Origin of the sequence: Streptococcus pneumoniae (assembly GCA_040719455.1) — a bacterium.
GTDB classification, from domain to species: Bacteria; Bacillota; Bacilli; order Lactobacillales; family Streptococcaceae; genus Streptococcus; species Streptococcus pneumoniae_G.
Window position 1 is genome coordinate 1547018 of the sequence record JBFDTN010000001.1, and the last position, 26959, is coordinate 1573976.

Here is a 26959-nt window from a genome sequence, read left to right on the forward strand (position 1 = left end):
AATAATAAATCACACAACTATTTTTTATATTTATTTAAGCAATCACTCTTTCTATATATCTTATAAATTCCTCAATCTACTAAAATAAAATATTCTCACTCTCCTAATTAAAAAACTAAACACATTAAATAGCTAAATCAAATCTCTTTTTATAGTTCTGTAGAATATCCTCATATCTTTTATAAAACCCACAATAATCAATACAATCACTATCCCTATGGGAAAAGCAGATATAATGCTTAAGGATTGTAAGTTCTCCATCGAACTCTCCGAGAAAACTAAGGCAATTGGTAGTATAATCAAAAGTATGCACCATACTAACTGAACTAACTTATGTGGCTCTTGATAATCATTCAAAGTACGATAACTATAACAAGAAGCTATATATGCTATCGAATCAAACGAAGTAGCATAAAACATAATCATTGTAATAAGTAACAGTAATAAAATCCAATTAGATAATGGTAGACTCTCAATCATCTCAATAATTACAGGATATAAAGTACCTTTATGCTGATAACTACCAATAAAATCATAAACTCCTGATAACTGTTTCCCAAACGAATAATTTCCAAGAATGATAAAACTTAAGATTGTGGAACCTGCGCCAAACAGATATCCTCCAAAGATAGTTTGCCTAATAGTCCGTCCCTTGGAAATACTACCAATGAAAAAAGGAGCAGCTACACACCATACCATCCAATAAGACCAATAAAACATCGTCCATTTTTGAGGAAAATAGGTTGTTCTTTGAGGGTCCGTATAAGTAGATAACTCAAAAAAATGTTGGAACATTTTTCCCAATGAAAGAAAGCCATTTTCCACAATAAATTGAAATTCTCCACCTATGAATAAAATATAAAGTAATAGAGTTACAAAACAATAAATACAAATTTTTGCTAAAAATGAAACTCCTTTAAAACTATTCAACAAAACTAATGTATAAACGCAACATGTCAGTATTAATATAACAATCGTTAACACCTTAGAGTCAAAATTTGTTTTAAATACATGATTAATTAGTGAGGACATTAATGGTGTAGCCAATGAAAAAGTGGTTGCAGTACCTGCAAGTATAGCAAAAACTGCTAATAAATCTATCCCTCTTCCCACCATACCATCAATATGTTTCCCTAAAATTGGACGACAAGCCTCTGAAAATTTCTGTCTATTTATATTTTTAACATGCAGCATAAATCCAAATGCTACAGCCAGTATTAGATAGAATCCCCAAGGTATTAATCCCCAATGAAAAATAGGAAATACTCCTACCCACTCATTTACATTACCTAATTCAGATAAATGTGGATCTAGAGCATATAGTATCCATTCCGAAAAAGAATAATATAAAATATCAGCAGCCAATCCTGCTGTAAACATCATCGAGCCCCATGTAAAAAAGGAATATTTAGGCTTATCGTCCTGATTTCCTAATACTATAGTTCCATACTTAGAAATAGCTACCCATAAAGTTGTGATGAAAACTCCCAAACCAATAACAAGATAGTACACTCCTAAAGTATCTCCAAAAAAGAAACGTACCTTCTGCAATACATCGTTTGATATTTTAGGCGCTATAAAAAAGACAGTACTTATAATTATAGCGACAGCAAGTGGTACTATCGTTATAAACCAATCAAGCTGACTCTTTTTCATTTGCTTCCCCTTAGTTTTTCATATGATAAATAACTACTATCTAAAGCTATCAATTCTTGAAAATTATCAATTTCTGTGACATCATTTTTTTTCATAGGATAGATTTCCAAATTATATTCTTTAGGATAGCAAAACATTGCGACATCATCCCAATAAATTTGTCTATTTTTCTTCTCTATAAATTCCGTTTCAATATGTTTCTTTAATCTACATCCATCATGCTTAGTCCATCTAGATACACTATAGAGTTGCCATCCCTTTTGTCCTCCTGTTCGACTACAATTAACCACAATATTATCTCTAGCAGTTAATAGCCATTCATCTGTTTCTTCCTCTGACCATACCACATGATAGCCAGATCCATCAAATTCTGCATGTAAAATATTAGAATTATAAATTATTTGATCTCCATCCAGAATGATGACATCCTCTAAGTGCTCTCTTGCTACAAATAAAGATGAGATATTATTGCAAGTTTCATAATATTTATTATAAATAAGGCTTATACCTTCATATTCTTGCTTCAGTACTTCAAATTGTTCTGCTAAATACCCAACAACAATATAAATTTCTTTAATTCCATTTTTATGCAGAGCTTCAATAACTGTATCAATCATCCGAACACCATTAACTTTAACAAGTGGTTTAGGGGTCTGGAGTGTAACAGGCCTTAACCTAGTTCCTTCACCCGCAGCCATAATAATTGCTCTCTTAATCCGATTCATATTCCAACTCCTTTTGTAATTCTTCCTGGACAATTCGATAGTAATCTTTTGCATATCGATACTGACGCAATGAATATTCTCCAAACTCAATACCTAAACTTCTTTTATATTCACACCAATTACTCCATAGAAGCCCTGCAATTGCAATATAGCAGTATATCTTTAAACGTATTGAGTGTGGACATTTTTCTGAAAAATATAAATCAATCACATGATCTATTTCTTGTCGTTCATACAAAGAGTATATACAAAACATAGCGATATCTAAATGAGGATCTTGCATCCCTGCGTATTCCCAGTCAATTAAACGTATTTCTTGATCATCTTGGACAAATAGAAAATTATCCGGAACTGCATCAATATGAGTTAATACTTTTTTCTCAATGTGTTTTTCAACATAATCTTTTAATGACAAAATATTATTTTTGGTTAGTTTATAATCTTTATAGGCTGATTGTTTTTCATCCCATAGACTTTCATAAAATTCAATTTGTCCAAATAAATCAAATTCATGCTCAACTTGTAGCTCTAACTGATGAAACTTCTTTAAAAATTGTATGCAACTCTCTACATCTTTCCAATTATCTGATGAACAACTTCGAACATTTGGTAAAAATTTTGTAATCTTATATCCATTAGTGGGATTTATATAAATAATATCATCACAAATTTTTTGATCTCGAATCACTTGATAAACAGCAGCCTCATGTTCTCGATTAATTAAAGAATCCGTTCCCTCTCCTGGAATTCTCATTATATATTTATCATTCCTACTTTTAAATAAAAATGAGCGATTCGTCATTCCTTTTTTCAACACATCAATTTCAGAAAGTTCAGTCTTGTCAATTCCTAAACATTTCTCAATGATAGAGATTGGTTCAACATTCAACTGTTGAGAATTCTCATCAATATCTCTTAACTGCTCATAGGTATTGATTTCAATAACTTGAGAAAAAGGAAATATACGAGCTGAAATAATCATTTTTTTGTTATCAAATAAACTTTTCTCCCAAAAAGAATCATCATATTCAGACAAAGCTATAAGTTTTTCGATATTCTTATATACCTTCTTCTCATCTTCTTGAGATATATACGCAACTCCAATCACTTGATTACCTTTAACTCTCGAGTCAGTCTCGATTAGCTCTCGCTTCTTATTATAACGTATATTTGAGTCTTCTTCTATCTTGTCTGTAACCATATACCAAGAGTTTAATTCTCTACGTCGAAATGGATTTTTATCAAACCATACATCCGAAGGTATAATATAACTATTTACTAATTTGTGTTTCACATATTTTAAAGAATGAAGATTATTTTTTTGACTGTATTCCGGATTAACAATTAATTTTACTCCAAATTTATCAATCAAATATTCAAATTCTTCTTTCATAAAACCAACTACTATAGTTATATCTGATATCTGAACTTCATGGAGTTGTCTAATGATTCTTTCAATTAGTAATTCTCCTCTAATATTAAGAAATGCTTTTGGCTTTTCTTGATTGATTGGAACCATTCTAAAACCAAAACCAGCAGCCAATATAATCGCTTGCTTGGGAGAATTCTCCATTATTATTTTATTGGATTTTTCCGATAATTTATTCTCGCTATCAATGTATAACTCTTCTTTTAATTTCCGAATAGTACGATTTACTAATCCTAAAGAATATCCTAATTCTAATGATATTTTTCTTTGATTCGTATAATTTCTACTCTCTAGATATAAAAGTATGTCACTTTCTATAATGTTCATATTTTTTCCTTTATTTATTTTTTTGAACAATCTTTATATAATAGAACCTCTTTATAAACTATCAATAAAGAGGCTCTATTGTTACTCTATTTCTCCACTATATGCAAAATGTTCATTCCATTTCAAATGATAAGAATGATGAGATTGTCTTTTCTCTTCAGGCGGTAACTCCATATAGTTACCGTACTCACTTTCTAGAATTTTAGCATAATTATTAGGGACATTAAAAACTTCTCCTCTTAACTCCAGTAATACTCCTTCGCCAAAATCTTCATACTTCCAAATACATTTATTGGCATCGCTTGTCCCAGTCTCTAAGGTAGCTACATATTTACTGTGATAAAATGAATACTTCGAATTATGTTCTTCCAACATTTTCATATAATGGCAACTTCCTCGAACTTTAAAATAAATATTTTTTACCCATCTAAGAAAACCATGGACTTTAGAAAATCCTGTTGGAAATAATTTTAAACGTGATTTTTTCCATTTTTTATATAAGTTAAATGCTTCATTATAGTGAAGAAGGCTCTCTTCAAAATTATCTCCCCCTCCATCTATCAAAAATAAGTCAACATATAATCCTAAAGGAACTGTTTCAACAATATCATAATCTTGAATAAGAATTGTTCTTGTATCTACAAGTTTTGGTAGCGGAACTTGAAATTTACTATTTGTATCTACTGATATTATCTTATAATACGGATGAGGATTTTCTGTTAAAATTTGAACTAATTTTTTATAATCTTCTCTTGGTAGCATAACATCAATATCATCATCCCAAGGTATAATATCTTTATGCCTAACTGCACCAATTAGTGTTCCATAAGCCAAGTAATAACGTAGATTATTCTTCTCACAGACTTCTTTCAAATATTTTAAAATTTCAAATTCTAATTCTTGAATTTCTTTAACTGTAAAGTCTCTATCCATCAATCATCTCCAAATTACTTGATTGTAATTTTCTAAGTGTCCGATTCTGAAAAAATTGAGCTAATCTTATCATATAGCGACCAGATCTTAAATATTTTCTCATGAACAGCAAGCGACTTTTATACAGAATTTCAAGTTGCTTACTTTTTTTGTCAATTGATTTATTAATACTCACTGAATGCTCATGGCGATAAAAATCATCTAACACCAACATTGTTTTATAATTAGATTCTTTCAATTTAAAACCTAACGTTGTTTCCTCACCAAATAAAAACATTTCTTCATCGTATCCTTCAACCTTAAGAAATATTTCCAAATTAAACATCAATAAGGCTCCGGGAACACAATCTACATACTGTTCTTTTCTATTAAAATTCAGCTGGTAATTAGTAGGAAAAAATTTAGATAAGCGACTAGAATTTAAAATAGCATACTCAAACGAAGTAGGTACCTTCCAAGCTAAATCTGTAATAGGCTCATCATTTATATCGTGCTGAATAGCTGAAACAACCGCAAGTCTCTCGTCATCTTCCATATAACCTACGAATCGTTCAACTAACTCATTAGAAAATACAACATCTGGATTTGATAATAAAACATATTTACAATTAAAATGCTTTTGTATGTATTTGGCTCCAAAATTATTTCCATAGCCATAACCACCATTTTTATCAGTTTTAATGAGTATAATCTTATCAGACACAACTGTCTGTAGTCGTTCATATGAATCGTCTGTGGAACAATTATCAACCACTAAAATATGAGAAAATACTGAAAAATTTTGAATCGTATCCAATAATTTCAAAACTGTCTCTGAATCATTGTAATTCAAAATCATGCAACAAACATCCATCATCCAAATTTCCCTTTCACAAATCCTTTTATCTGCTTAGAAAAATCAAAAATCAATTTTTCTTTACAAATATATAAAATTGTTAGATAGATCCCAAAAAATACTATTCCAAAGATAACACATTTTACAAACGAATTCCCAATATATACATAAGAATTCATCACTAAAATTATTCCTCCTGAAATAGAGCTAGCTAGTAAAGCAATAATTAATTCTCTGAGTTCAAAAGTTTCTTTTATAATAGATTTTAAAACCTTCATATGAAAACACAAAACAGATAATTCTGCTAAAGAGGAAGCAATCGCTGCTCCCACTGCTCCCAAGCGAGGAATTAACGAAATATTTACCACCACATTCATGACAGCTCCTATTATAGCTCCCACTACCGTATATTTTTCTTTTCCTAATGGAATTAATAACTGCCATGCTGTAACACTACTGAGTCCAATAAAAATAATGGAGGGCATTAAAAAGTGTAAAATTGGAACAGATTGAGCATAAGTATCCCCAGCTAAAACTTGAATAATATCTCCTGCCATTATAATAAAAAATAGGGAAATCGGAATGGAAGAAATAAAAATAAATTCAAAAGATTTAGTAATTAATCTCTTAAAATCTGATTGACTGCTATTTTTTAATGAATAAGAAACTTTGGGCAACATAACTGCACCTAGTGCTGTAACAAGGCTAACTAATATATTTTTTATCTTGATTGCAGCTGCATAATACCCAACGCTATCATTTGCTTTCATGAAACCAAGCATAACTTGATCTAAGCTCGTAAAAATTACTGTGGTTGCATTATATAAAAATAATGTAAAAATAGGCAACAAATGAATCGCAAACTCATAAGTTTGATTTCTTTGAATATTCAAATCAACATACTTGGTCAAACGAATGATATTCATAATATTAGATCCAACTGAAGCTAAAACTGTAATTCCTGCATACAATACGTAATCACTAGGATGATGAATAAAAACAAACATCAAAATGATAGATACTATTTTAAATAAAATGTTTCTAACAGTTATATATTGATACTGTTCAATTGCTTGATAAAACCACTCAACTCCCAACATATTAAATAAAATAGTAACGGAAGTAATATAAAATAATGTAGACTCTTCTGAAAATTTAGGAATAGTGAACATTAAAATAATAAATACTATATATGATAATAGTGTACATATCGTATTTATAATTAACAATTCCTGCACAATTTTTGATAATCTAGATCTATCATCCCTAACTTCCGCACATTTTCTAATTCCGTATGAAGGTATTCCTAGTGAGGCAACCAAAGAAAAATAGCTAACTACAGATGAAGCAAAGGCGATTTTCCCATTAGCTTCGCTTAGCAATACTCTTGATACATAGGGAAAAGTTATTAAAGGAAAAATAACACTGGACATTTTCAATATAATATTCATTAAAAAATTATATTTTATAGATTTTACTTTAAATTTTTCTTCCATCTCTCAATCTAATTCCAAGTCTTTCAAATTTATAATTAAGATAAGAGCTATGCCCTATCTTTACTATCTGATAATTCTTCCATTAAAACACCATCTAAATAACTATATATTGCTAAGTAGAAAGGAACATCAAAAATCCTTTGATCATCAAACATATTTAACAAAAGATTTGAACCAATCATATATGTAGTTAAACCAACTGTATATAATATATATTCTCTCTTTCTGCTTCTCAGACTCTTCATAGTCACTTTAACTGCTTTCATAAAGAGTAAACCATGCGTTATAAACGTAAATACTCCCAATTGAATAATCGTTCCAAAGATTCCTAAATCATCTATATAGTAGATACTCCATTGATTCCTTGACATTAGTCCATGCACAATAGAATTGCCTGGATTTAAAAATCCCAAACCAAATATAGCATTCTGATTATACATAATAGACAAATAATGTCGAAGACCTTCAAACCTAACTCCTGTAGATGAACTGTAGCTCTCTGAATATAGAAGAGTATCAAAAGCATTTCCTAATAACTGAGAGTTTAATAGTAAGAATAGAATTGCGATAATATAAAACAAAATCTTTAAAATTGATCCATTTCTTGTTTTTGGTTTATAAAATACATACACCATACCAATTGTGATGACAGCTAAAAACGATTGAAAACGTACCCTTGTAACCAATACAAGAAATAGTACCATAAATACCAAAATCGTTTTATAGATTATTCCTTTTATGCCTGATCTTAATGAATTAACAGCCACAGTAACTAAAGCTATTCCGTATAACACTCCAGCTTCCACACGTTGAAAACCATCTCGAATCCAACCTTCATATTGAAAGAGAAGTCTAGGAAAATAAATACTTCCCCTAAAATTATACATTATCCAACTAAACATACGAATACTTAGCATAGTAACAACTAAAATTGCTATTATTTTCAAAAATTTGTTTACTGAATTATCTGAATGAAATATAAAAATAATTAAATAGGAAACAAATATAAATAAATGCGGGATAATTGTGATCTTTAACATCTGATCTAGTGGATAGCTATATTTTGTACTAGAATAGATGGACATTATTAAAATAATTGGAACATATAGTATTGCATAATAGTTTAAAAATTTTATCTGCTTTCGCAATAAATAATCTTTACTTACAAGCACATATAAAGAGAATCCTAAAGCTAATATAAATATAAATGTTCTCTGAGTATACACTCCAATAAATTCAGTAGGGAACAATAATGGTACTCCTACCATGATAGATGCACATAAGATTACTATCGCCTTATATATAGTAGATAATTTTACCATCTCATTCCTCTCTTCATCTTATTAATCAACCCTCAATAATTTCTCTCACTATATTGTCTAAATCATCTTTCTGATAAAACTTAAAACAATTAGATCGCATTTCATCGTAATTTTTCTCTATGTCATCAAGTGATGCTAGAATAGATCCCTCTGTCATATCTTCGCAACATCTTCCAATATTATACTGTTCAAATGGTCTTTTTAAGCCTAGTACATTTGTTCCAATCATAGGAATACCAAAGGCGCTGTATTCGTAAATTTTATTAGGTGCACAATATAAAGCATTGAGTTCTGAATTATCCGAATTTTTTTCAGGAATATAAGGTGTAAGACCAATATGAGCATGCTCAAGTAGAGCTAAATGTTGAGGAGCAGAAAAAAAACCTAAATATACTATATTAGAGAATTTCTCTAATATTCTATCCAAATATGCTCCCCCCGATATATCCTTACCAGCGATGTATAAACAATAATTCTCTTTCCTCTGTATAGCTTCAGCAAATGTTTCTAAATCTCTATCTGGTCCTATAGCTCCTAAATAGAAAATAATTTTTTTTTCTCCTTCTTTCATTCGCTGTATTATATCCATAATTTCTGAAGACAGCTGCCCATAATCAACTGAGTAAGGTTTATTAGGTAACACAGTGGGAACTACTGGCAAATCCCACCAAACTTGCTGAATATAAGCTCTATCTAAATCTGGAACTACAACTTTCCAAGCTTTTTGTGCATATATACTTAATGGAAAGTCAAATCGTTTGGAATTAAAGAAAAGAGGCATTCTCTCCTTCAATTCCATAAGCTGCATCACATGCCGATATTTAAAAAGCATGTTCCCTAATATCTTGACAGTAAGATCTGTTGTAGTCCATAAAATATCTGAATCTAACATACAGTTCTCTACAACACTTTTTAGCTTGTTCTTTTCTGATATAACTCTTCTTAGCTTGGGAACTAGACCTCCACTAAGTGGCAAGGTACTTTTTATGTATTTAAAATTTTCATTTTGTATCAACTTCTGCGGTATCTTTTCACAATTAGTCATACTGACGAGCTGTACGCTATATCCATTACACAATAGATTTTCAACAAGATTAAGTACCGGAGGATACCCCATAAAATCTCCGACATGTACTATTGTAATTTTATTAAACTTTCTATCCACTAATAACCTTCCTTTTATAATCTATTTATTCCTGTGAAAATAATCTTCATACAATTTTTTTAGTTCTTTCCGACTATCTATAATTGAAAATCCCGCAACTGAAATTCTTTCTTTGATCACATCATAATTAGTTAATCTAGTATTTCTCAAAGAAAGAATTTTTTGAGCCCATCTCTCTGGTCCATTAGCTAAAGAAAGAAAATAAAAATTATCATTCACCTTAACTGTAGCAGGAACTCCATCGCTCACAACACAAGGTAGACCTGCTGCCTGTGCTTCAATATTTACAATACCAAAACCTTCCTTAAAAGAAGTTAAGACAAACACATCCATAATTTGAAGTAATTGTGGAATATCCTCTCGGTACCCTAAAAATAATACCTTATTTTTCAATTCTTCATTTTTAATATCTATAAAATATTCTCTTAAGCTACCATCTCCAATAATAAGCATGATAAATTTAGAAGTATATTTACTAATGTCTTGAGCAATATCTAATAAAAATAGAGGATTTTTTTCAGGTTCTAATCGACTCACAGTTCCTATCACTAAGGTATCCTCTTCGATTTTCAACTCTTTACGAAGAGCATGTCTTCTATCTGAATCAACTAGCAAATATTTAGTCATATCTATACCATTATTTATAATATGAATATCACTGTCACTGCCAAACATAAACTTCGCAGCTTCTGAACTACAAGCAAGCTTTAAAATATTTAATCTATTTATAAATAATCTAGATAATAGTATCAAACTATTTTTCACTTTATTTTTCCAAGATGAAGATGATAAAGAATAGGAGGTAGCATGAGCATGAACCACTATATTTTGAGTTTTTGTTAACTTTGCTACTAAAAGTGTTTTCAATACTTCCCAAGCATGATCCGCATTGATATGTACTAAATCATATTGTTCTTTAGAAAATATTGAGTAGAGTTTATATACTCTATCAATTTCTCTTCGAATCCTCCCATATTTTGGATTCTCTACACATAATTGAACCTTACCACCATGTGATTCTATATAGTCAACTTGTAAACAACTCTCAATTTGACGTGTGGATAAAAAATCAATTTGATAACTTTGAAACATTTCATACATTAATTCAAATGTAATGACAGATCTACCACCACGACCAAAATTTTCACTTCCTACTTGTAATATTTTCTTCAATTTAGTAGACCTCTATTATAATTAGTAAAACAATTCAATTATATCACTTTTCAAAACTACATTTTTGGGGATATCTATCTTCGAAACAAGAACTTAAAATTAATTTATCAGATTCAAAATCGAGTATCTTATCTCCATCATTAAGACATATAATCTTATGTCTTCCTAACTCTATATCTAAACAAATATTATCTATATCAGAATCAATATTATAGTATTGACCAAAATGTACACTACGCGGGGCAAAATTACCAGTACAAAGTTGCCAATATCTCATTAACCAGTGATTGATATCTTCTCTTGTTCTAAAACGATTGGCACTCGTTTGCTTCAAAATATCCGACTCCAATTCCCACAGTTTTTCAAATGTCGATTTTTTATAAGAAATAGGGAGATGATGATCATAAAAACCTAAAATCGGTTTCCAAGGTAGTACTGCTATATTTTTCACCAAATGCTTATAATAATAGAATCTAAAAAATTTAGAAAAATATCTTTTTAAAACTAATCGTGAGCTATAATAATCATTTATAATTTCAATATTATTTAATGAAATTGAAGCAATAGTTCCTCTGCTAGGAACTAATGGGCTAAAAACACCAATATCTTTAGGTAACCCATTAACAAAAAAGTCTTCCTCTTTTACTTCCCCATTAACAAACATATCATCATTAAATAAAACAAAATGTTCTGATAAATTTTTTATTTTGTGAATATTTAACTCAATCACATTTGAATTAAATGTTGGTAGGTACTTGCCTTCAATATAGTCACTATGTTTTACAATCACTAATTTAGGATGTTCAGTATTTAGCCAGTCCGGCAAATGACCCTCAGTAATGAAAAATATTTTATTAACCCATGGCGCATACCGTTCAACACTTCTAAACCAATATTTCATGAGTTCCCAATCTCGATAGCGCGATTCCGTATTTAGCCCTTTATAAGCAACGCCTTGATATTTATCTCTACTTTCGCGCCAGATTGGATCATTACCATCAACCCATGTCACAACAAAATCAATTTTAGTCATTATACTCCACTAACTTTACAATGTTTCCTGAAGAATTCTCACTATTTGTTGACTAGCTGTACCATCTCCATAAGGATTACTTGCACGACTCATCTTTGCATACTCCTCAGGAACTGTCAATAAACGTGTAAATTCTTGATAAATAATCTCTTCATCTGTCCCCACAAGTTTCAAAGTACCTGCTTCGACTCCTTCTGGGCGCTCTGTTGTATCTCGCATGACTAGTACAGGTTTTCCTAAAGATGGTGCCTCTTCTTGAATCCCTCCAGAATCAGTTAAAATCAAATAACTTCTATTTAAAAAATTATGAAAATCAAGAACTTCTAATGGCTCAATCAATAATAGGCGATCTGTTTCTCCAAGAATTTTAGTAGCTGTTTCTCGAACTAAAGGATTTTTATGAATAGGATAAATAACATAAATGTCATCATGCTCATCTAATACGCGTTTGATAGCCTTGAACATATTTTCCATTGGAAATCCCAAGTTTTCTCGGCGATGAGCTGTTAGCAAGATAATTCTTGAATCCTTCAAATTATCTAAAATGTCATGCTGGTACTCTTCTTGTACAGTCGTTTTCAAGGCATCAATAGCTGTATTACCTGTCACATAGATTGATGTTCCATCTTTTCCCTCTTGCAACAAGTTTTTCTTAGCTTGCTCTGTAGGAGCAAAATTAAAGTCTGAGACAATAGATACTGCCTGACGATTAAATTCTTCAGGAAATGGACTTTGTAAATTATACGTTCGTAATCCTGCCTCTACATGACCAACCTTTATTCCCAAATAAAATGCTGCTAGCGATGTCGCAAATGTCGTAGAAGTATCTCCATGAACTAGTACGACATCTGGCCTTTCATACTCCAGTATAGGTTTCATCTTTTCTAAAATACTAGTTGTAATACTGAATAAAGTCTGTTCTTTTTTCATGATTTCTAAATCATAATCAGGCTCTACATTAAAAACATCTAGTACTTGTTGCAACATTTCACGATGCTGACCTGTTACACAAACTACTGTCTGAAAATATTTATTCTTTTCTAACTCTTTAACTAGTGGACACATTTTAATAGCCTCTGGACGTGTACCGAATACCAGCATAACTTTTTTCATTTTCTAACCTCTATTATGAAATTATTTTTATAAATACTGAAAATTTCCTTAATCACTATTTTTATACTAAGAATCTTTAATATAGACAATATAAATAAACACAGAAAATGTCACGAAAGCTTATAAATATGAGTTTCTTTATGTTTGCGTTTTTATAAGAGTATATTCGTTCCATACACTTATTTATAACAAGCTTCTTAATCATTTATATCAGCCATATGTGATATGATATAAAATCAAATTTTGTATGGTGCATATAATTTTTGCTTTAGAAAGTCAGTAACTTTATTTAATAAAAAAATTACAACTAAGACAGCAAAAATATATTGAAGAAAATTTATTCGATGTTTTTTTAAAGAATCTAATAACAAAGCATGAGATAAATAAATCTCATAAGAGATTATACCTATTCTAAAAAAAATAATCTTTAATTTTGATAATACTTGAAAACCTTTTAAATTTTTTTCAAAAACAATTACTAAAGAGGATAAAACAAGAGTTAATATAATTTGAATAATAGTATCAGCAAAACCTAATTCATGTCTCTGAATATATGAAGTTCTTTTTAAAATAATTAGACAAATAGAAACTGACACAAGTAAGACTGATAAACTTTTTTTTCTAATTCTATCAACAATCAGGGTTACTTTACCCTGTTTTTCAAAATTATATGCAACTATTCCTAGCGGAAAAGAAAATATTTGCCAAATAAATAATCTGTCCATATTCATCAAAAAAGAAATCACTAGTGATAATACAATACATATTAAATAATCGATATATTTTGGAATGTAATATTTATCCTTTGTTTTTTCTAAAATACAAATATAAAAGTAAAAAACTAAATACCACCAGAACATAAGAATTAGATACCAATACGATGCTTGCGGAAGTTGTATTAGCATTAAATAATTCAAGAAAGTCTCCATATCTGTCATTTTATCAAGAAAAAAATTCCATATCACATATATACATACTATGAGTATATAAGGGATATATACTTTAACAATTTTATTAAGAAAATAATATTGGCTCCCTTTATGATCATAAGAATAGCTCAAACCATACGCAGAAAGAAATAAAAATAAACAAACCCCTACTGGTCCCAAAGGATTCAAAATGCTTATATTATAAGCTTGTCCAATATGTTGACAAAATATTAAAAATATAGCAGCACCTTTCAAAATAAATGTATCTTCTAATGAAAACAATCTATTATTAGACATTTAAAATCCTTTGTTTCTCTTTTTTATTTCGCTTGTCAATTATTAGGCTATTCCTCGGGACATCTCTACTAACTAATGTTCCTGCGCCTATAACACTTCCACTACCAATAGTAACACCATCTAGAATAATACAATTACTACCAATCCAACAATTATCTTCAACAATGATACCTTGTTGTGATACACCTTGTTCTTTTATACTTTTTTCACTCTCAGAAAAATTATGATTTTCTGCAAATAGACTACACTTAGGACCAAACATTACATTTTTTCCTATAATAATCTTACCCGAACACCCTACATAGCCTTCCGGACCTATGGAAGAATTCTCTCCAATAATCAATCCCGAACCTAAATCAACTCCATAATAACTAGATGGTCTAATTTTAGTCCCTCTACCAATTGTTACATTATCACTAAATATTAGACCATCTGAACATAATCCATGAATCTCTGAATAATCTTCAAACTTTACATTTTTACCACAAGAAATATGCGAAGCATGAGTTAAACTAACATCCTTACCTACAAAAAGGATTCCTGTTGATTTTTTCAAGAATATTTTTATATATATTCCTCTTAAAGCTTTTACTCCCGCCATCATGTAAATTATCATTTTATCTTTTCTTGAAATTCTAGAATCCATATACAGTCTCTTAATACTTTCTTTTTACTTATCTGATAATAAATCTCTATATAAATTACTAAAATTAGAGATATAACTTTCTAATGAAAAATAATCACGCTGCCTTTGAATAGAGTGCTTTCCAAATTCTTCTCTCTTCTCCTTATTTTGAAGAAGGTAAGAAATATTATTAGTCAAACCTTTTGGTATATTTGGCTCCGACAGCAAACCATTCTTATCCTCTTCCACCATTTCGCAAACACCTCCATGACGATAAGCAAGAATTGGCTTGCCACAGGCCATCGCTTCTAAAACAACTGTAGGTAATGGATCGGGATTAGTACTCGGCAATATGAAGATATCATAAAGATTATATAACTTTGTCGTACTCTTCTGAAAATCTTTGATTATAATTCGTTCAGAACAAGGAAGTTGTGAAATTCTTTCTTTCAATTCTCTCATTCTCCATTCTTCACCTTCAAAGACTCCACCCACTAGCATCAAAACTAAATTAGGATTCTCTTCCAAAAGTGGAACAGTAGCATCTAAAAAATCATTCTGACCTTTCCAAGAATTTACACGTCCAATCATACCCACCACTAGAGAATCAGAAGAAATATTATTTTCTTTTTTGAGTTCTAACTTTTCTTTATCAGAATAAGGATAATATACTCTATTATCTACACCATTATAGATAATATTTACCTTGTCTTCAGAAACAAATTTTGATTTTTTTATATGTTTAGCTACAGCCTCTGAGACTGTAATAATTTTTGTTGCGTAACATCCTAATAAAAAATTAATAAAATCAGTTATAAATTTTGGTCTTACAATAATTTCATGGACATGCCAAATCAAAGGAATTTTTGCCTTATTTTTTAAATATATGCCCTCTAAAACTGCTGTTGTGTTATTGTGAATTAGATTAATTTCTTCTTTTTTGACATAAGTTAGCAATACTTTAGAAAATTTAGCATAATTTTTTATATATTCCAAAATACCTTTAGGATTAAAATACTTTCTTCGAAGAATAGGATAATCTAAAACTGCTACTTTCACGCCTATATTTTTCAATTCTTCTACTAAAATACCATCATTTGGTAAAATAACATGAGGTTCAAATTCAGATTTATCTAACCCCTTTATCAGTTCCAAAAGGACTTTATCTGCTCCGTACATTTCTGAACCCGCATGGAGATACAAAATTTTTTTCATTTATTCACAACTTTCAAATAAAGCCTCATACTCATCAACAATAAAATCCCAAGTAAAGCGCTGCTTCACTTGTTCAGTTGATAAATTATCCATTTGCTGAATCTCCACCTCAGACAATTTTTCACTCTCATCAATCACCTGATGAAGATTATCTTTCCTCCAATAAATCGCTCCGTTCTCTCCAACTTCACGGTTGAAGCCAACATCAAGAAGCAAATTTATTTTAGTTGATGATAAAGCCTCTAGCAAAGATGGATTGGTTCCTCCTACCTCATGACCATGGAAATAAGCAAAGGCGTTCTCCCGAATATACTTCAATAATTCTTGATCATAAACAGTTCCAACAAACTTCACCCTAGGATCTTTATCAAAACCGGTTTCTGCTTTTAATTTTTCATAAAAAGCATTTTTTTCAACATTGGTAATCAGTACAAAATCCTTACTTGAGTTTGATTTCATGAACTCATGCAACATGGATTCATAGTTATTTTCAGGTACAAAACGTCCTACTACTAAATAATATCCATTTTCTTGAATTGATTTAGAAGCAAACCATTCCTGAACTTCTTGAGATTCTGAAGTCAGATTTGACTTTGATAAATCGGTTCCATAAGCAATGTAAGTCGTTTTGGGAGAGTACTTGGCGTAATCTTGCTGAATATATTGTTCAATATTCTTACTATCACAGATCACTAAATCCGCATGTTTTACCATTAGACTTTCAGATATTTTCCAATACTGACGCACAGGACGAGACCATTTTTCTCTTAGCCATTCATGACCGTCAGGATTTACAAATAACTGTCCTCCTATTTTATGAATTTTCTTTTTAAAATAAGAAATGAATGGACCTATGCGACAAGCAAGTATGTAAAAAATAGGATTTTTATCATGATGTTCTTTAGCCATTTGAATAGCTTTTTTCAAAGCCAACAAATCATAAATTATCGCTTTAGCTGGACCAATATTAGGAACATCAATACTAAAACAAGTTGCTCCATTATGTTCAAAAACATCCTCAGAAATATTCGATTTTAGAGAATTTTCTCGTGTACAAGCGACATAATATTTCACATTTGATGCTTTTTGATATTCAGTTAATTTTTCCACAAAAGTCTCAAACCCACCATATTTAGCTGGAATTCCTTTTGAGCCTATAATATAAACAGATTGTTTCATATTTGTATTTGAAATCCTATTTCGCTCCATCTTTCATCAACACTACCTTGAGTGTTTTTAGTAATATCTTGATATCTGACCAGATAGTCCAGCCGTCAATGTACTCCAAGTCTAGCTTCACTACTTCATCAAAATCTGTAATCTCACTACGCCCACTTACCTGCCAAAGGCCTGTAATCCCTGGTTTAAAACTCAAACGGCGTTTCTGTTCTGGTGTGTATTGATCATATTCATCCTTGGTTGGCGGACGTGTGCCGACTAAACTCATATCCCCTTTTAAAACATTATAAAACTGGGGTAATTCATCCAAGCTTGTCTTTCTAATGAAATGACCAATAGGAGTAATCCGAGGATCATCATCCATCTTAAACATTCCACCTGTTATCGTGTTTTGTGCCATGAGCTCTTTTTTACGTTCTTCTGCGTCCATAGACATGGAGCGGAATTTATAAAAATCAAATATCCGTCCATTCTTTCCGACACGTTTTTGTTTAAATAGAGCAGGACCGCCATCTTGGCGAATTTTCGGAACAAGGAAAATAGCAACAATGCCACACAATAAAAGACCAACTAGACTTCCCAATATATCCAGAATACGCTTTGCTAAAATATGGCTATGCTTGTAGAAATTCGTCGAAAAGGTAACTACGTTAAAATCTCCTATTTCGCGTAATTTTTTCTCACCAGCATTAAAATCAAAGGCATTCAACACGACATTCACATCGATTCCCATATTTTCAAACTGGGTAATGTAATCTCTAATCGGATACTCGCTAGGAAGATTAATTAACACCTCATCCACCACTGATTTTGTTGCATAAGAAATCAATTGATCTTTTACGACAAACGTAACATCTGCACTTCTATACGCAATACTATCTATGGTTGATATTGCTACAACGTTATCATTAAAATTAGTAGATTGTTCCAAGCGCTCTAATGTACGATCTGCTCGATCTAAAACCGTCACTACCAAAATTTTGCGGCTATTTTTCAATCTTGGATAAAGATAATGATAATAATGCTTTATTAAGGTATTAAGAATATATATACACACAGCATTGACTAGTATAAAATAGATGACACCACGGCGTGAGATTGAAAAATTATCCTTCAGCATAAACGACGCAAAAGTGATAAGAACCGTGTAGCAAACGCTATATTTCAAGGTTTGTGTCAACTCTACTAAATACCCTCTTTGCAGGAGTTTTTCACTGTAATTACTCAGGTAAAAAACAACGATATGTAAAAAGGATAGAATGATAACACCACTGCGTGTCAAATCTGTATATGAAACAGTACTAATACAACTCGCAATAAGTAAGACAACCATCAACTGAATCAAAACAAACGCTAATTGCTGAAAGGCTCTCCTATCCTCCATAAATACCTCCTACTTTTTCTTATTCTTCCCGTAATTCCCATAATTGCCATAGGCACCATACGAACCATATTTATCAATTTGTAAATCGTATTTATTCAACACAACACCAAGGAAAGGTGTGCCAGTAGCTTCCAACTGCTCCACAGCTTTTTGGACTGCTTTTCTCTTGATGCTTCCTGCTTGGGTCACAAGAAGACTTGCATCACATTTTTGAGCAATGATGACCGCATCAATCACCAAACCAACTGGTGGGGTGTCAATAATGATGTAGTCATAATGCTGTTCCAAAACTTCAATCATGGTCACAAAGTTCTTACTTTGTAGCAATCCTGTCGGATTTGGAGAATTCTGACCTGAGTCAATGACAAAGAGATTGTCCACGTTGGTATCACACAAGCCGTTTGACAAATCAGCATTTCCAGATAAATAATCTGTCAAACCTGTAATACTTGAGCGTGTCTTTAGCACCCCGCCTAGCATCACAGAATTCCGAATATCTGCATCCACTAAAAGGGTACGATAACCCGCACGCGCAAAGGAAATCGCTAGATTCATAGAGGTTGTTGACTTTCCTTCTCCTGGTTGCACAGAGGTCAACGCAATGGTTTTGATATTTTCACCACTCAGCTGGATATTGGTCCTCAGAGCATTGTAATACTCTTCTACTTTTTTTTGTGATTCTAATTTTGCTTTCGTTAATTCTAATGTCGGCATAATCTTCCCCTATTTCACTTTCTCAATATCTGGCACAACACCTAGGAGTGTCAAGCCCATCACTTCTTCAATATCTTCTGGTTTCTTCACACGGTCATCTAGGATTTCAACCACTAAAACGACGAGAGACATCACCACACCACCTGCTAAAAAGCCAAGAATCACATTTCGTTTGATATTTGGTGAAGATGGAGCTGTCGGCACTGATGCTTCCTCTAGTGTGGTTACATCTGATACCTTAGTTGTATCAATGATTTTTTCTGCTGCTGCTTGACGAAGGGTATTAGCGATATGAGCTGCTTCTTCTGGGCTGTCATCAGATACTGTAATTGATACGATACGTGTATCAGTTGGTACTGCAACTTTAATTTTTTTCGCCAAGTCTCCTGAACCTGACTTTAATTGCAATTCTTCTGCTACACGGCTAAGAACGTCTTGTGACAAGATGATTTCCTTGTAGTCTTTTACGAGGTAAGCACCTGCCTGAAGGTCTTGGTTAGTAAGGGTATTGCCTTCATTTTGCTGGCGATTGACCACATAGATACGAGTTGTACTATCGTATTTTGGCTTTGCCACAAACATACTGTATCCTAAAGCGAGAACAGCCACTAAGAAAGCTGTAACGACAATCAGAAATTTTCGTTTCCAAAGGGTTTTAATCAATGAAAGAACATCAATTTCAACGGTTTGATTTGCTTGGTTATTCATAGTTTCTCCTAAATAATTTCATCTGCTAAAAGCAGTTCTTGGTTTTCTTTAAATAGTTTACGAGCATAGGCTTGTCCGTATTTTTTGGAAATAATCTGATAAGCTTCCTCCATATAAGGAGGGCGATTATCCAAATTATGCATGTCACTGGCTACAAAATGAACCAAATCATGCTCTAGGAAAAATTGAGCTCGTTTTTTCATAAATTTATATTTATCCCCAAATAATTTTGGTTTTAAGACGCTTGAGCTGTTAATCTGCATATAGCAACCCATATTGATCAAATCTCTGACTTTTTTCACGTCATTTTCTAAACAATGATAGCGTTCGATATGAGCAACAACAGGTGTGATTCCTAAACGCTGAATTTTCCCAAGTGCTGTATGAATTTCCTTATAAGGGGTACTCATACTAAACTCAATGAGAGCATAACCTGTTTGGGCAAGCGTTGGGATCCGTTTTTGCTCCAATTTTTCAAGGACATCACTGGTATAGTAAATTTCTGCCCCGTAGAGAATGGTCAAATCATCTGCAACCTCTTTTGCGATTTCTTTCACTTGTGTAAAATTCGCCGCAATTTTCTCTTCAGGCGTTTCAAACATACCTTTTCTGCGGTGAGAGGTCGAAACAATGGTCCGAACTCCTTGGCGGTAACTTTCTTCTAATAAAGCTCGAGTTTCTGCCTGCGTTTTAGGGCCGTCATCAACATCAAACACGATATGAGAATGAATATCAATCATCTGCTTACTTTCCTTCCATGACGTCTTGAATAGCGGCTTTTGTGGCTGCTAAGCTGTCTTGGTTGACTTCCATGACATAGAGATTGGCTCCTGGCATCGCATAAGATGGTAATCCCATGGTCCCTTGACCTGTGAGAGCTTGTGAGTCTACCGTGTAGCTTTGGCCTGATTCAAGCTGGGCGTTGATAAGGCTCACCATCGTCTCAAAACTCATATTGGTCTGAACTGAATCCTCCAAACCGGAAAGAATGCCTTGGTAGTTGCGAAGAGCATTTGTAGAAGTTAGCTTTTTAATCAAAGCTGCGATGACTTTTTCTTGGTTTTTCCCACGGTCATTGTCACCACCTTGAAGCGAATAACGCTCACGGACAAAACCGAGTGCTTGATCAGAATTTAGATGAACTTCTCCAACTCCAAAATGGTATTTCCCATGTAGACTTGTAAATTCTTGGTCATTATAGACATCTACCCCACCCACCAAGTCAATCAATTTTAAGAAAGAGGTAAAGTTAAGGCGGACATAGTAGTTCATCTTGATACCATAAAGATTTTCAAGGGTATGGATCGAAGCGTCAACGCCATAAATCCCTGCATGGGTCAATTTATCATTTTGATTATTTCCACCATCTGCAATCGGCACATAAGCATCTCTTGGTGTGGTCGTTAAGAGAACTTTCTTGGTCTTACGATTGACGGTCATGATGATATTAACGTCTGAGCGTGAAACCGATGAAATTGGACCATAGGTGTCAATCCCACTGACGTAGATGTTAAAGACATCTCCTTCTGCCTGAGTTGGTGCTGCTTCCACTTTTTTCGTAATTGTATAGGTATAAAGTTTCTTAATTTTAGAAGCGTAGTCTGGATAGTCCCCTTCGATAATATTTTCAAAGACACTGTTTAACACCATCGCCTTGGCTTCGCCTTTCGTCAAGCTATCATAAGCTGCTAAGTAAGACGGCGCTGCATCAATCGTAGGGTTAATCTGCTTCATTTGAGCTAGGTTATCCATGAGCTTGGTGATATTGTCACTATCATTGCCTGTTGGTGCAAGAACACCAGTCACTTGGCTGATGTCTGTAATCTCACTATCTGCTGGCACAACAATGCTCATCTCATACTCAGAATAGTCTGCATTATTCTGCAATCCTTGAGACAAATCAAGAACAGACTTCACTGCATAGATAGAGCCTGCATTTGCCATAATTAACACCAACAGACTAATCGTTGTAAACAATCGCCATTTATTGTGTAAAATCAAGACAAGAAACAACATAGCCAAGACTATTGCTAATCCTGTGAGTATCACATTAATGTACCGAAACGCTAATAATTGATAGCGGAACATTACAAAAATGAGCCAGCCAGCCATGGCCACTAAAAGGGTCAATAAAGCACTATTTACAATCCGATAATGTCTCGACTTTCGTGATAGTCTCATCCTTCTTTTACTACTCATAACTCCCTTATCCTTTTTTGTACAAAATGTATCAATTTTATTCTACTCCCTTAACGAGGCTATGTCAAGTTAAAATAGTTCTAGAATAGAATTGGTAGCGGTTTAAATATATTTTTTCATTTTTTTAGCAAAAAAGTAGGTTTTATCAGCCTACTTATCACCTCTCTCAATTTGTTCATATTGAATTCTACCATCTTGTAATTTTTCCCAAATGACGACTTGGTTTTTCGCTAGCGATTTCTGCACATCAATAATGCGCTGATTGCTTGAGCCACGAAACTGCAACATAAGATTACGTTTGGTACGGTCATATCGCCCGTCCACCAAAATATCAATATGACGTAGCAATTCCATCTTATCAGGCGTCTCTAGCATCATTTCTTCCCAAGTGTACCCTGTCCAAGACCAAATATCCTTCTCAGGCAGCTCTCTGCGAATCCGCTTGACCAAGGGAAGGAGGATCCCTGTATTCAAAAAGGGCTCACCACCTAGCAGGGTCAAGCCCTGCACATAGGGCTGCGCCAAATCTTGCATGATTTGTTCTTCCAGCTCCTGAGTATAGGGAATCCCTGCCTTAAAAGACCAGGTGGCAACATTGTAGCAACCTTCACAATGAAACATACAGCCTGCAACATAGAGGGAGTTCCTCACCCCTTCTCCGTCCACAAAGTTAAAGGCCTTGTAATCAATAATCCGTCCCTGACTCAATTCTTCACTTTTCCACTCTTGTGGCTTGGGATTGTTCATAACTCCTCCAGATGAATCCAATACCGCTCAGTCTCCTCAACCAGATTTTCCAACCGCCCACCTTGTGAGACAATCGTACGGCGACTGGCTTCATTATCCACATGACAGGTTACAAGCACGCGAGAGATATTTTTGGACTTGGCTTCTAGCAAACCTAGGCGCAACTGCTCCTTGGCATAGTCCTTCCCTCGCTCGCTAGGACGAATACAATAGCCGATGTGACCGTATTCACCTAGAACAGCAGAAGTATCTGTTGTCCGAAGAGCGAGTAATCCAATTAAACGATTTCCTTCATAAGATAAGTACATGGAAAAGGGACCAAGTCCACTACCTAATATGTCTCTTGTCTCCTGTTGCTGAATCAAGCTGAGCCACATATCAAAATCACCACCCGCCTTCTGCCAAGCATAGATATTGCCGCTGCTCATACGTGAACCATCTTGGTCAATCTCTGCTAGCATTTCCAAAAATGCTGCCTTATCTTGTAAACTTGGACGTCGTAATTTCATCATTTCACCCTTTCTAGGTTAATCCAATAGCGCTCAGTCTCCCCAACCCGATTTTCCAACTGCCCACCTTGCGACAAAATCGTACGGCGACTGGCTTCATTATCCACATGACAGGTCACAAGTACGCGAGAGATGTTTTTGGACCGCGCTTCTAGCAACCCTAAGCGCAACTGCTCCTTGGCATACCCCTTCCCACGCTCGCTAGGGCGAATGCTGTAGCCGATGTGACCGCCGTGTTGTAGTAGTTTGTCATTTAACCGCAAACGAAGATTCAAAAAGCCCAACGCTCGGTTGCTATTGTCAAAAAAGACGTCCTGGATATAGGGCACAAAGCCAGTAGGAAGACCCAGCCCAATTTCCGTAGCAGCATTGCTTTCTAACCAGTTTTCATAGTCGAAATCCTCTCCGCCAAAAAAGCCATCCGTAGGACTATTCACACTACGAAATTCCCCTATCATCTCTACAATAGCCGCTTTATCTGCTAGCGTTAGTCTTCTTAGTTTCATCGACTCCTCCTTACGATACGAGGCTGGGACAATAGTGTCCAGCCTCGCTTCTTTTATAGATTTAACAGTTTGACGTATATCAATAGTCAGTGAAGTAACTATTGATACCTGAGCCTAAAAACTGAAAAGCGAAGCTTGTATGGCTTGTAGAATGCTGATAAATCAACAATCTATACGTAGGAAACTAACGTCGCTAGTCCTATTTCCAACCTCTCACAATTCTCAATTGTGTGAGCTAGTCAACTTGCGGGGTATTAACAGTCCAGTGGACTGTTAATACTTGAGCCTAGAAATGAGAAAGCGAAATTGACAAAATCGATTTCTTCGAAATCACGATTTTTGTCCCACTCCCATCATTATTTCCCTTGTTTTTTCAAAAATTGTTCCCGCAACTGGGCAATCTTATCTTTTTTATTCATCCCGCCCTTGGAATGCTTTTCGTGATAGCGCTCGACAAGTGCTTTTCCTTTATCGTCTAGTTGGTATTTTCCCATCTTAATCTCCTTTTATCTTTATCGTTGAGCCGTTCATGTGTTTGACACGCGCGGCTATTTCCTTGTGACGGCCATTGACCATAGGTCTCGCCTGCGGATTGCCTAAGTAGCCACAGGTCCGCTTGACCACATCGACCGTTTTCGGGTCTGTATTGCCACAATTTGGACACTTAAAGCCCCGCTCAGTCGGTGTAAAGTCCCCCTCAAAATGGCATTCATAACAGCGATCAATCGGTGTATTGGTCCCCAAATAACCCACACGGTCATAGGCAAAGTCCCAAACAGCCTCCAAGGCCCTGGGATTCTGCTGCAAGACAGGGTATTCGCAATAGTGGATAAAGCCACCTGTTGCCCCCGCCTCTGGATAATCCTTTTCAAATTCTAGCTTTTCAAACGGCGTTGGATTTTTCCGCACATCATAATGGAAGGAATTGGTGTAATATTCCTTATCCGTAATGTCCTTGACCAAACCAAATTTTTCTCGGTCAAGTCGACAGAAGCGATCTGTCAAACTCTCAGACGGCGTTGAGTAAATCGAAAAATGCACATCGTACTCATCCGACCACGCACCCACCTGCTCTTTCATGACCCGAATAATGTCGAGGGTAAATCCCTTGGCAGCTGGATTTGTCTCCCAATCGCTTCCATAAAAGACAGTCGCAACCTCATATAAACCGATGTAACCTAGAGAAATCGTTGCTCGGCGGTTGGTGAAGAGTTGTCCCACCTCATCGTTCTTCCCTAACCGATTTCCAAAAGCTCCGTACTGGTAAAGAATAGGAGCATTAGCTGGTTTCGCCTCCATGACTCGGTGCATACGGTAGACCAGAGCGTCTTTGACAATCCCCATCCGCTCCTCAAAAATATCCCAAAACTTGAGTATGTCACCGCCAGATTCCATAGCAATCCGAGGAAGATTGAGGGTCACGACTCCAAGATTCATCCGACCAGAATTGACTTCTTCGCCCTGTTCATCGACCCATCCTTGTAAGAAGGAGCGACAACCCATGGGCGCCTTGAACGATCCTGTCAAGTCAATAATTTTGTCATAGGACAAGACATCCGGATACATTCTCTTAGTCGCGCATTCCAAGGCCAACAGCTTGATGTCATAGTTGGGACTTCCTTCTTCCAGGTTGTGCCCACGTTTCAAGGTGAAAATCAACTTAGGGAAAATCGCTGTCCGCTCTTCACTACCCAAGCCCTTAATCCGAATCCGCAAAATCGCTTTTTGAATTTCACGTTCAAACCAAGAAGTCCCTAGACCAAATCCCAAAGAGGTAAAAGGCGTCTGCCCATTTGAGGTAAACAAGGTGTTGATCTCATATTCCAAGGACTGCATGGCATCATAGATGTCTTTTTTTGTCTTTTCACGCGCATAGTCTTCCTGTTTTTCAGGCAAAACCCACTGGCTTGCATCCTTCAAATGCTTTTGGTAATTCAATTCTGCATAGGGAGCCAGCAATTCATCCACCCGGTCTGCCGTACAGCCACCATATTGGCTTGAAGCAACATTGGCAATAATTTGCGAAATCTGCGCTGTCGCTGTCTGAATCGACTTGGGACTTTCTACCTCGGCATTGCCAATCTTGAAACCATTGGCAAGCATCCCTTTGAAATCAATCAAACAACAGTTGGTCATGGGCGTATAAGGGCTATAATCCAAATCATGAAAATGAATGTCTCCCTTTTGGTGGGCATTCGCTACATGAGATGGCAAGAGCTTGAGCCCGATTGACTTTCCGACAATTCCTGCTGTCAAATCACGTTGGGTGTTAAAGACATCACTATCCTTGTTGGCATTTTCGTTGACCACTGTCTGATCTTTTGTCAAGAGCTTCTCAATGGTAAAGTTGATGTCCATAGCCTGGTGGCGCTCAAAATCTCGCTTGGTCCGATACTGGATATAAACTTCTGCTAATTCATACAGGTGAGATTTGAGCAATTCCTGCTCCAAAATGGTCTGAATTTCATAAATCTGAATATCCTGATGAAACCTACGACCAATCTCTAGCAATACAGCCTCTATCACCTGTCGGAGTGCAGCTTCCGAGCAAGGATGCTCTAGCTCGGCGTTCGCCCGACCAAGAGCCGCTAAAATCTTATCCGCATCAAAAGCAACCATCCGTCCGTCTCGTTTTAAAACGAGCATGGTCTCTACCATTCCTATTCTTTCTTTATTTAAGGAAACCATTTGCTCCTCCAATCTACTCCTCCATTATAACACTCTCAACAAAAAAATCAAC

Annotated in this window: 25 protein-coding genes; all 25 read right to left on the reverse strand. The window is 34.4% G+C overall.

Annotation, left to right across the window (positions count from 1 at the left end):
- Positions 1 to 132: 132 nt before the first annotated feature.
- The 25 genes from AB1I63_07445 to nrdD all read right to left on the reverse strand — a co-directional run bounded on the left by AB1I63_07445 (position 133) and on the right by nrdD (position 26907).
- On the reverse strand, positions 133 to 1656 hold the full coding sequence (locus tag AB1I63_07445) for a BCCT family transporter (GenBank protein MEW4354704.1): 1524 nt from the start codon (positions 1654 to 1656) through the stop codon (positions 133 to 135).
- Complete coding sequence (locus AB1I63_07450) at positions 1653 to 2381, reverse strand: sugar phosphate nucleotidyltransferase (GenBank protein MEW4354705.1); 729 nt, start codon at positions 2379 to 2381, stop codon at positions 1653 to 1655. The genes AB1I63_07445 and AB1I63_07450 overlap by 4 nt, the downstream gene beginning before the upstream one ends.
- The gene (locus tag AB1I63_07455) at positions 2368 to 4137 is read right to left on the reverse strand and encodes a phosphotransferase (protein ID MEW4354706.1); all 1770 of its coding nucleotides are present in this window, start codon (positions 4135 to 4137) and stop codon (positions 2368 to 2370) included. The genes AB1I63_07450 and AB1I63_07455 overlap by 14 nt, the downstream gene beginning before the upstream one ends.
- Positions 4138 to 4218: 81 nt before the next feature.
- Positions 4219 to 5070: a LicD family protein gene (locus tag AB1I63_07460; GenBank protein MEW4354707.1), complete on the reverse strand. Its 852-nt coding sequence runs from the start codon at positions 5068 to 5070 to the stop codon at positions 4219 to 4221.
- On the reverse strand, positions 5063 to 5926 hold the full coding sequence (locus AB1I63_07465; GenBank protein MEW4354708.1) for a glycosyltransferase family 2 protein: 864 nt from the start codon (positions 5924 to 5926) through the stop codon (positions 5063 to 5065). Before AB1I63_07465 ends, AB1I63_07460 begins: the two co-directional genes overlap by 8 nt.
- Positions 5923 to 7401 carry a flippase gene (locus AB1I63_07470; GenBank protein ID MEW4354709.1) on the reverse strand — a complete coding sequence of 493 codons (1479 nt, stop codon included), beginning with the start codon at positions 7399 to 7401 and terminating at the stop codon, positions 5923 to 5925. The genes AB1I63_07465 and AB1I63_07470 overlap by 4 nt, the downstream gene beginning before the upstream one ends.
- Positions 7402 to 7448: 47 nt before the next feature.
- Positions 7449 to 8723: a hypothetical protein gene (locus tag AB1I63_07475; GenBank protein ID MEW4354710.1), complete on the reverse strand. Its 1275-nt coding sequence runs from the start codon at positions 8721 to 8723 to the stop codon at positions 7449 to 7451.
- Between the two features lie 25 nt (positions 8724 to 8748).
- The gene (locus AB1I63_07480) at positions 8749 to 9888 is read right to left on the reverse strand and encodes a hypothetical protein (protein MEW4354711.1); all 1140 of its coding nucleotides are present in this window, start codon (positions 9886 to 9888) and stop codon (positions 8749 to 8751) included.
- A 21-nt stretch (positions 9889 to 9909) separates the two neighbouring features.
- Positions 9910 to 11061: a glycosyltransferase gene (locus AB1I63_07485; protein MEW4354712.1), complete on the reverse strand. Its 1152-nt coding sequence runs from the start codon at positions 11059 to 11061 to the stop codon at positions 9910 to 9912.
- A gap of 43 nt (positions 11062 to 11104) precedes the next feature.
- Positions 11105 to 12094: a Stealth CR1 domain-containing protein gene (locus tag AB1I63_07490; protein MEW4354713.1), complete on the reverse strand. Its 990-nt coding sequence runs from the start codon at positions 12092 to 12094 to the stop codon at positions 11105 to 11107.
- 15 nt (positions 12095 to 12109) lie between these two features.
- On the reverse strand, positions 12110 to 13207 hold the full coding sequence (gene wecB / locus AB1I63_07495) for a UDP-N-acetylglucosamine 2-epimerase (non-hydrolyzing) (GenBank protein ID MEW4354714.1): 1098 nt from the start codon (positions 13205 to 13207) through the stop codon (positions 12110 to 12112).
- A 236-nt stretch (positions 13208 to 13443) separates the two neighbouring features.
- Positions 13444 to 14433 (reverse strand): acyltransferase family protein, encoded by a 990-nt coding sequence (locus AB1I63_07500; GenBank protein ID MEW4354715.1) that lies wholly within the window; start codon positions 14431 to 14433, stop codon positions 13444 to 13446.
- Positions 14426 to 15079: a DapH/DapD/GlmU-related protein gene (locus AB1I63_07505; GenBank protein ID MEW4354716.1), complete on the reverse strand. Its 654-nt coding sequence runs from the start codon at positions 15077 to 15079 to the stop codon at positions 14426 to 14428. Before AB1I63_07505 ends, AB1I63_07500 begins: the two co-directional genes overlap by 8 nt.
- Before the next feature lie 24 nt (positions 15080 to 15103).
- Entirely contained in the window at positions 15104 to 16273 is a 1170-nt protein-coding gene (locus AB1I63_07510; protein ID MEW4354717.1) for a glycosyltransferase family 4 protein, read from the reverse strand.
- Positions 16274 to 17452, reverse strand: coding sequence for a beta 1-4 rhamnosyltransferase Cps2T (cps2T, locus tag AB1I63_07515; protein ID MEW4354718.1), 1179 nt, complete (start codon positions 17450 to 17452; stop codon positions 16274 to 16276).
- A 16-nt stretch (positions 17453 to 17468) separates the two neighbouring features.
- The gene (locus AB1I63_07520; protein MEW4354719.1) at positions 17469 to 18836 is read right to left on the reverse strand and encodes a sugar transferase; all 1368 of its coding nucleotides are present in this window, start codon (positions 18834 to 18836) and stop codon (positions 17469 to 17471) included.
- A gap of 9 nt (positions 18837 to 18845) precedes the next feature.
- Positions 18846 to 19550: a tyrosine-protein kinase gene (locus tag AB1I63_07525; GenBank protein ID MEW4354720.1), complete on the reverse strand. Its 705-nt coding sequence runs from the start codon at positions 19548 to 19550 to the stop codon at positions 18846 to 18848.
- A 9-nt stretch (positions 19551 to 19559) separates the two neighbouring features.
- The gene (locus tag AB1I63_07530) at positions 19560 to 20258 is read right to left on the reverse strand and encodes a Wzz/FepE/Etk N-terminal domain-containing protein (protein ID MEW4354721.1); all 699 of its coding nucleotides are present in this window, start codon (positions 20256 to 20258) and stop codon (positions 19560 to 19562) included.
- Positions 20259 to 20266: 8 nt separating this feature from the next.
- Positions 20267 to 20998: a capsular polysaccharide biosynthesis protein Cps4B gene (gene cps4B / locus AB1I63_07535; GenBank protein ID MEW4354722.1), complete on the reverse strand. Its 732-nt coding sequence runs from the start codon at positions 20996 to 20998 to the stop codon at positions 20267 to 20269.
- A gap of 4 nt (positions 20999 to 21002) precedes the next feature.
- The gene (locus AB1I63_07540; GenBank protein ID MEW4354723.1) at positions 21003 to 22457 is read right to left on the reverse strand and encodes an LCP family protein; all 1455 of its coding nucleotides are present in this window, start codon (positions 22455 to 22457) and stop codon (positions 21003 to 21005) included.
- 150 nt (positions 22458 to 22607) lie between these two features.
- A complete protein-coding gene (nrdG, locus tag AB1I63_07545; GenBank protein MEW4354724.1) occupies positions 22608 to 23204 on the reverse strand; it encodes an anaerobic ribonucleoside-triphosphate reductase activating protein in 597 nt (198 codons plus the stop codon).
- Positions 23201 to 23716 (reverse strand): GNAT family N-acetyltransferase, encoded by a 516-nt coding sequence (locus AB1I63_07550; GenBank protein MEW4354725.1) that lies wholly within the window; start codon positions 23714 to 23716, stop codon positions 23201 to 23203. Before AB1I63_07550 ends, nrdG begins: the two co-directional genes overlap by 4 nt.
- Positions 23713 to 24219 (reverse strand): GNAT family N-acetyltransferase, encoded by a 507-nt coding sequence (locus AB1I63_07555; GenBank protein ID MEW4354726.1) that lies wholly within the window; start codon positions 24217 to 24219, stop codon positions 23713 to 23715. The genes AB1I63_07550 and AB1I63_07555 overlap by 4 nt, the downstream gene beginning before the upstream one ends.
- Positions 24220 to 24575: 356 nt before the next feature.
- Positions 24576 to 24713: a hypothetical protein gene (locus AB1I63_07560; protein ID MEW4354727.1), complete on the reverse strand. Its 138-nt coding sequence runs from the start codon at positions 24711 to 24713 to the stop codon at positions 24576 to 24578.
- 1 nt (position 24714) lies between these two features.
- Positions 24715 to 26907, reverse strand: a complete 2193-nt coding sequence (gene nrdD, locus AB1I63_07565; GenBank protein ID MEW4354728.1) for an anaerobic ribonucleoside-triphosphate reductase — start codon at positions 26905 to 26907, stop codon at positions 24715 to 24717.
- Positions 26908 to 26959 lie beyond the last annotated feature (52 nt).

What these genes read in the sequence shown, in the direction of transcription:
- AB1I63_07445 (MEW4354704.1), bottom strand. Translation starts at nt 1,656, where the DNA reads ATGAAAAAGAGTCAGCTTGATTGGTTTATAACGATAGTACCACTTGCT.
- AB1I63_07450 (MEW4354705.1), bottom strand. Translation starts at nt 2,381, where the DNA reads ATGAATCGGATTAAGAGAGCAATTATTATGGCTGCGGGTGAAGGAACT.
- AB1I63_07455 (MEW4354706.1), bottom strand. Translation starts at nt 4,137, where the DNA reads ATGAACATTATAGAAAGTGACATACTTTTATATCTAGAGAGTAGAAAT.
- AB1I63_07460 (MEW4354707.1), bottom strand. Translation starts at nt 5,070, where the DNA reads ATGGATAGAGACTTTACAGTTAAAGAAATTCAAGAATTAGAATTTGAA.
- AB1I63_07465 (MEW4354708.1), bottom strand. Translation starts at nt 5,926, where the DNA reads ATGATGGATGTTTGTTGCATGATTTTGAATTACAATGATTCAGAGACA.
- AB1I63_07470 (MEW4354709.1), bottom strand. Translation starts at nt 7,401, where the DNA reads ATGGAAGAAAAATTTAAAGTAAAATCTATAAAATATAATTTTTTAATG.
- AB1I63_07475 (MEW4354710.1), bottom strand. Translation starts at nt 8,723, where the DNA reads ATGGTAAAATTATCTACTATATATAAGGCGATAGTAATCTTATGTGCA.
- AB1I63_07490 (MEW4354713.1), bottom strand. Translation starts at nt 12,094, where the DNA reads ATGACTAAAATTGATTTTGTTGTGACATGGGTTGATGGTAATGATCCA.
- wecB (MEW4354714.1), bottom strand. Translation starts at nt 13,207, where the DNA reads ATGAAAAAAGTTATGCTGGTATTCGGTACACGTCCAGAGGCTATTAAA.
- AB1I63_07500 (MEW4354715.1), bottom strand. Translation starts at nt 14,433, where the DNA reads ATGTCTAATAATAGATTGTTTTCATTAGAAGATACATTTATTTTGAAA.
- AB1I63_07505 (MEW4354716.1), bottom strand. Translation starts at nt 15,079, where the DNA reads ATGGATTCTAGAATTTCAAGAAAAGATAAAATGATAATTTACATGATG.
- AB1I63_07510 (MEW4354717.1), bottom strand. Translation starts at nt 16,273, where the DNA reads ATGAAAAAAATTTTGTATCTCCATGCGGGTTCAGAAATGTACGGAGCA.
- cps2T (MEW4354718.1), bottom strand. Translation starts at nt 17,452, where the DNA reads ATGAAACAATCTGTTTATATTATAGGCTCAAAAGGAATTCCAGCTAAA.
- AB1I63_07520 (MEW4354719.1), bottom strand. Translation starts at nt 18,836, where the DNA reads ATGGAGGATAGGAGAGCCTTTCAGCAATTAGCGTTTGTTTTGATTCAG.
- AB1I63_07525 (MEW4354720.1), bottom strand. Translation starts at nt 19,550, where the DNA reads ATGCCGACATTAGAATTAACGAAAGCAAAATTAGAATCACAAAAAAAA.
- AB1I63_07530 (MEW4354721.1), bottom strand. Translation starts at nt 20,258, where the DNA reads ATGAATAACCAAGCAAATCAAACCGTTGAAATTGATGTTCTTTCATTG.
- cps4B (MEW4354722.1), bottom strand. Translation starts at nt 20,998, where the DNA reads ATGATTGATATTCATTCTCATATCGTGTTTGATGTTGATGACGGCCCT.
- AB1I63_07540 (MEW4354723.1), bottom strand. Translation starts at nt 22,457, where the DNA reads ATGAGTAGTAAAAGAAGGATGAGACTATCACGAAAGTCGAGACATTAT.
- nrdG (MEW4354724.1), bottom strand. Translation starts at nt 23,204, where the DNA reads ATGAACAATCCCAAGCCACAAGAGTGGAAAAGTGAAGAATTGAGTCAG.
- AB1I63_07550 (MEW4354725.1), bottom strand. Translation starts at nt 23,716, where the DNA reads ATGATGAAATTACGACGTCCAAGTTTACAAGATAAGGCAGCATTTTTG.
- AB1I63_07555 (MEW4354726.1), bottom strand. Translation starts at nt 24,219, where the DNA reads ATGAAACTAAGAAGACTAACGCTAGCAGATAAAGCGGCTATTGTAGAG.
- AB1I63_07560 (MEW4354727.1), bottom strand. Translation starts at nt 24,713, where the DNA reads ATGGGAAAATACCAACTAGACGATAAAGGAAAAGCACTTGTCGAGCGC.
- nrdD (MEW4354728.1), bottom strand. Translation starts at nt 26,907, where the DNA reads ATGGTTTCCTTAAATAAAGAAAGAATAGGAATGGTAGAGACCATGCTC.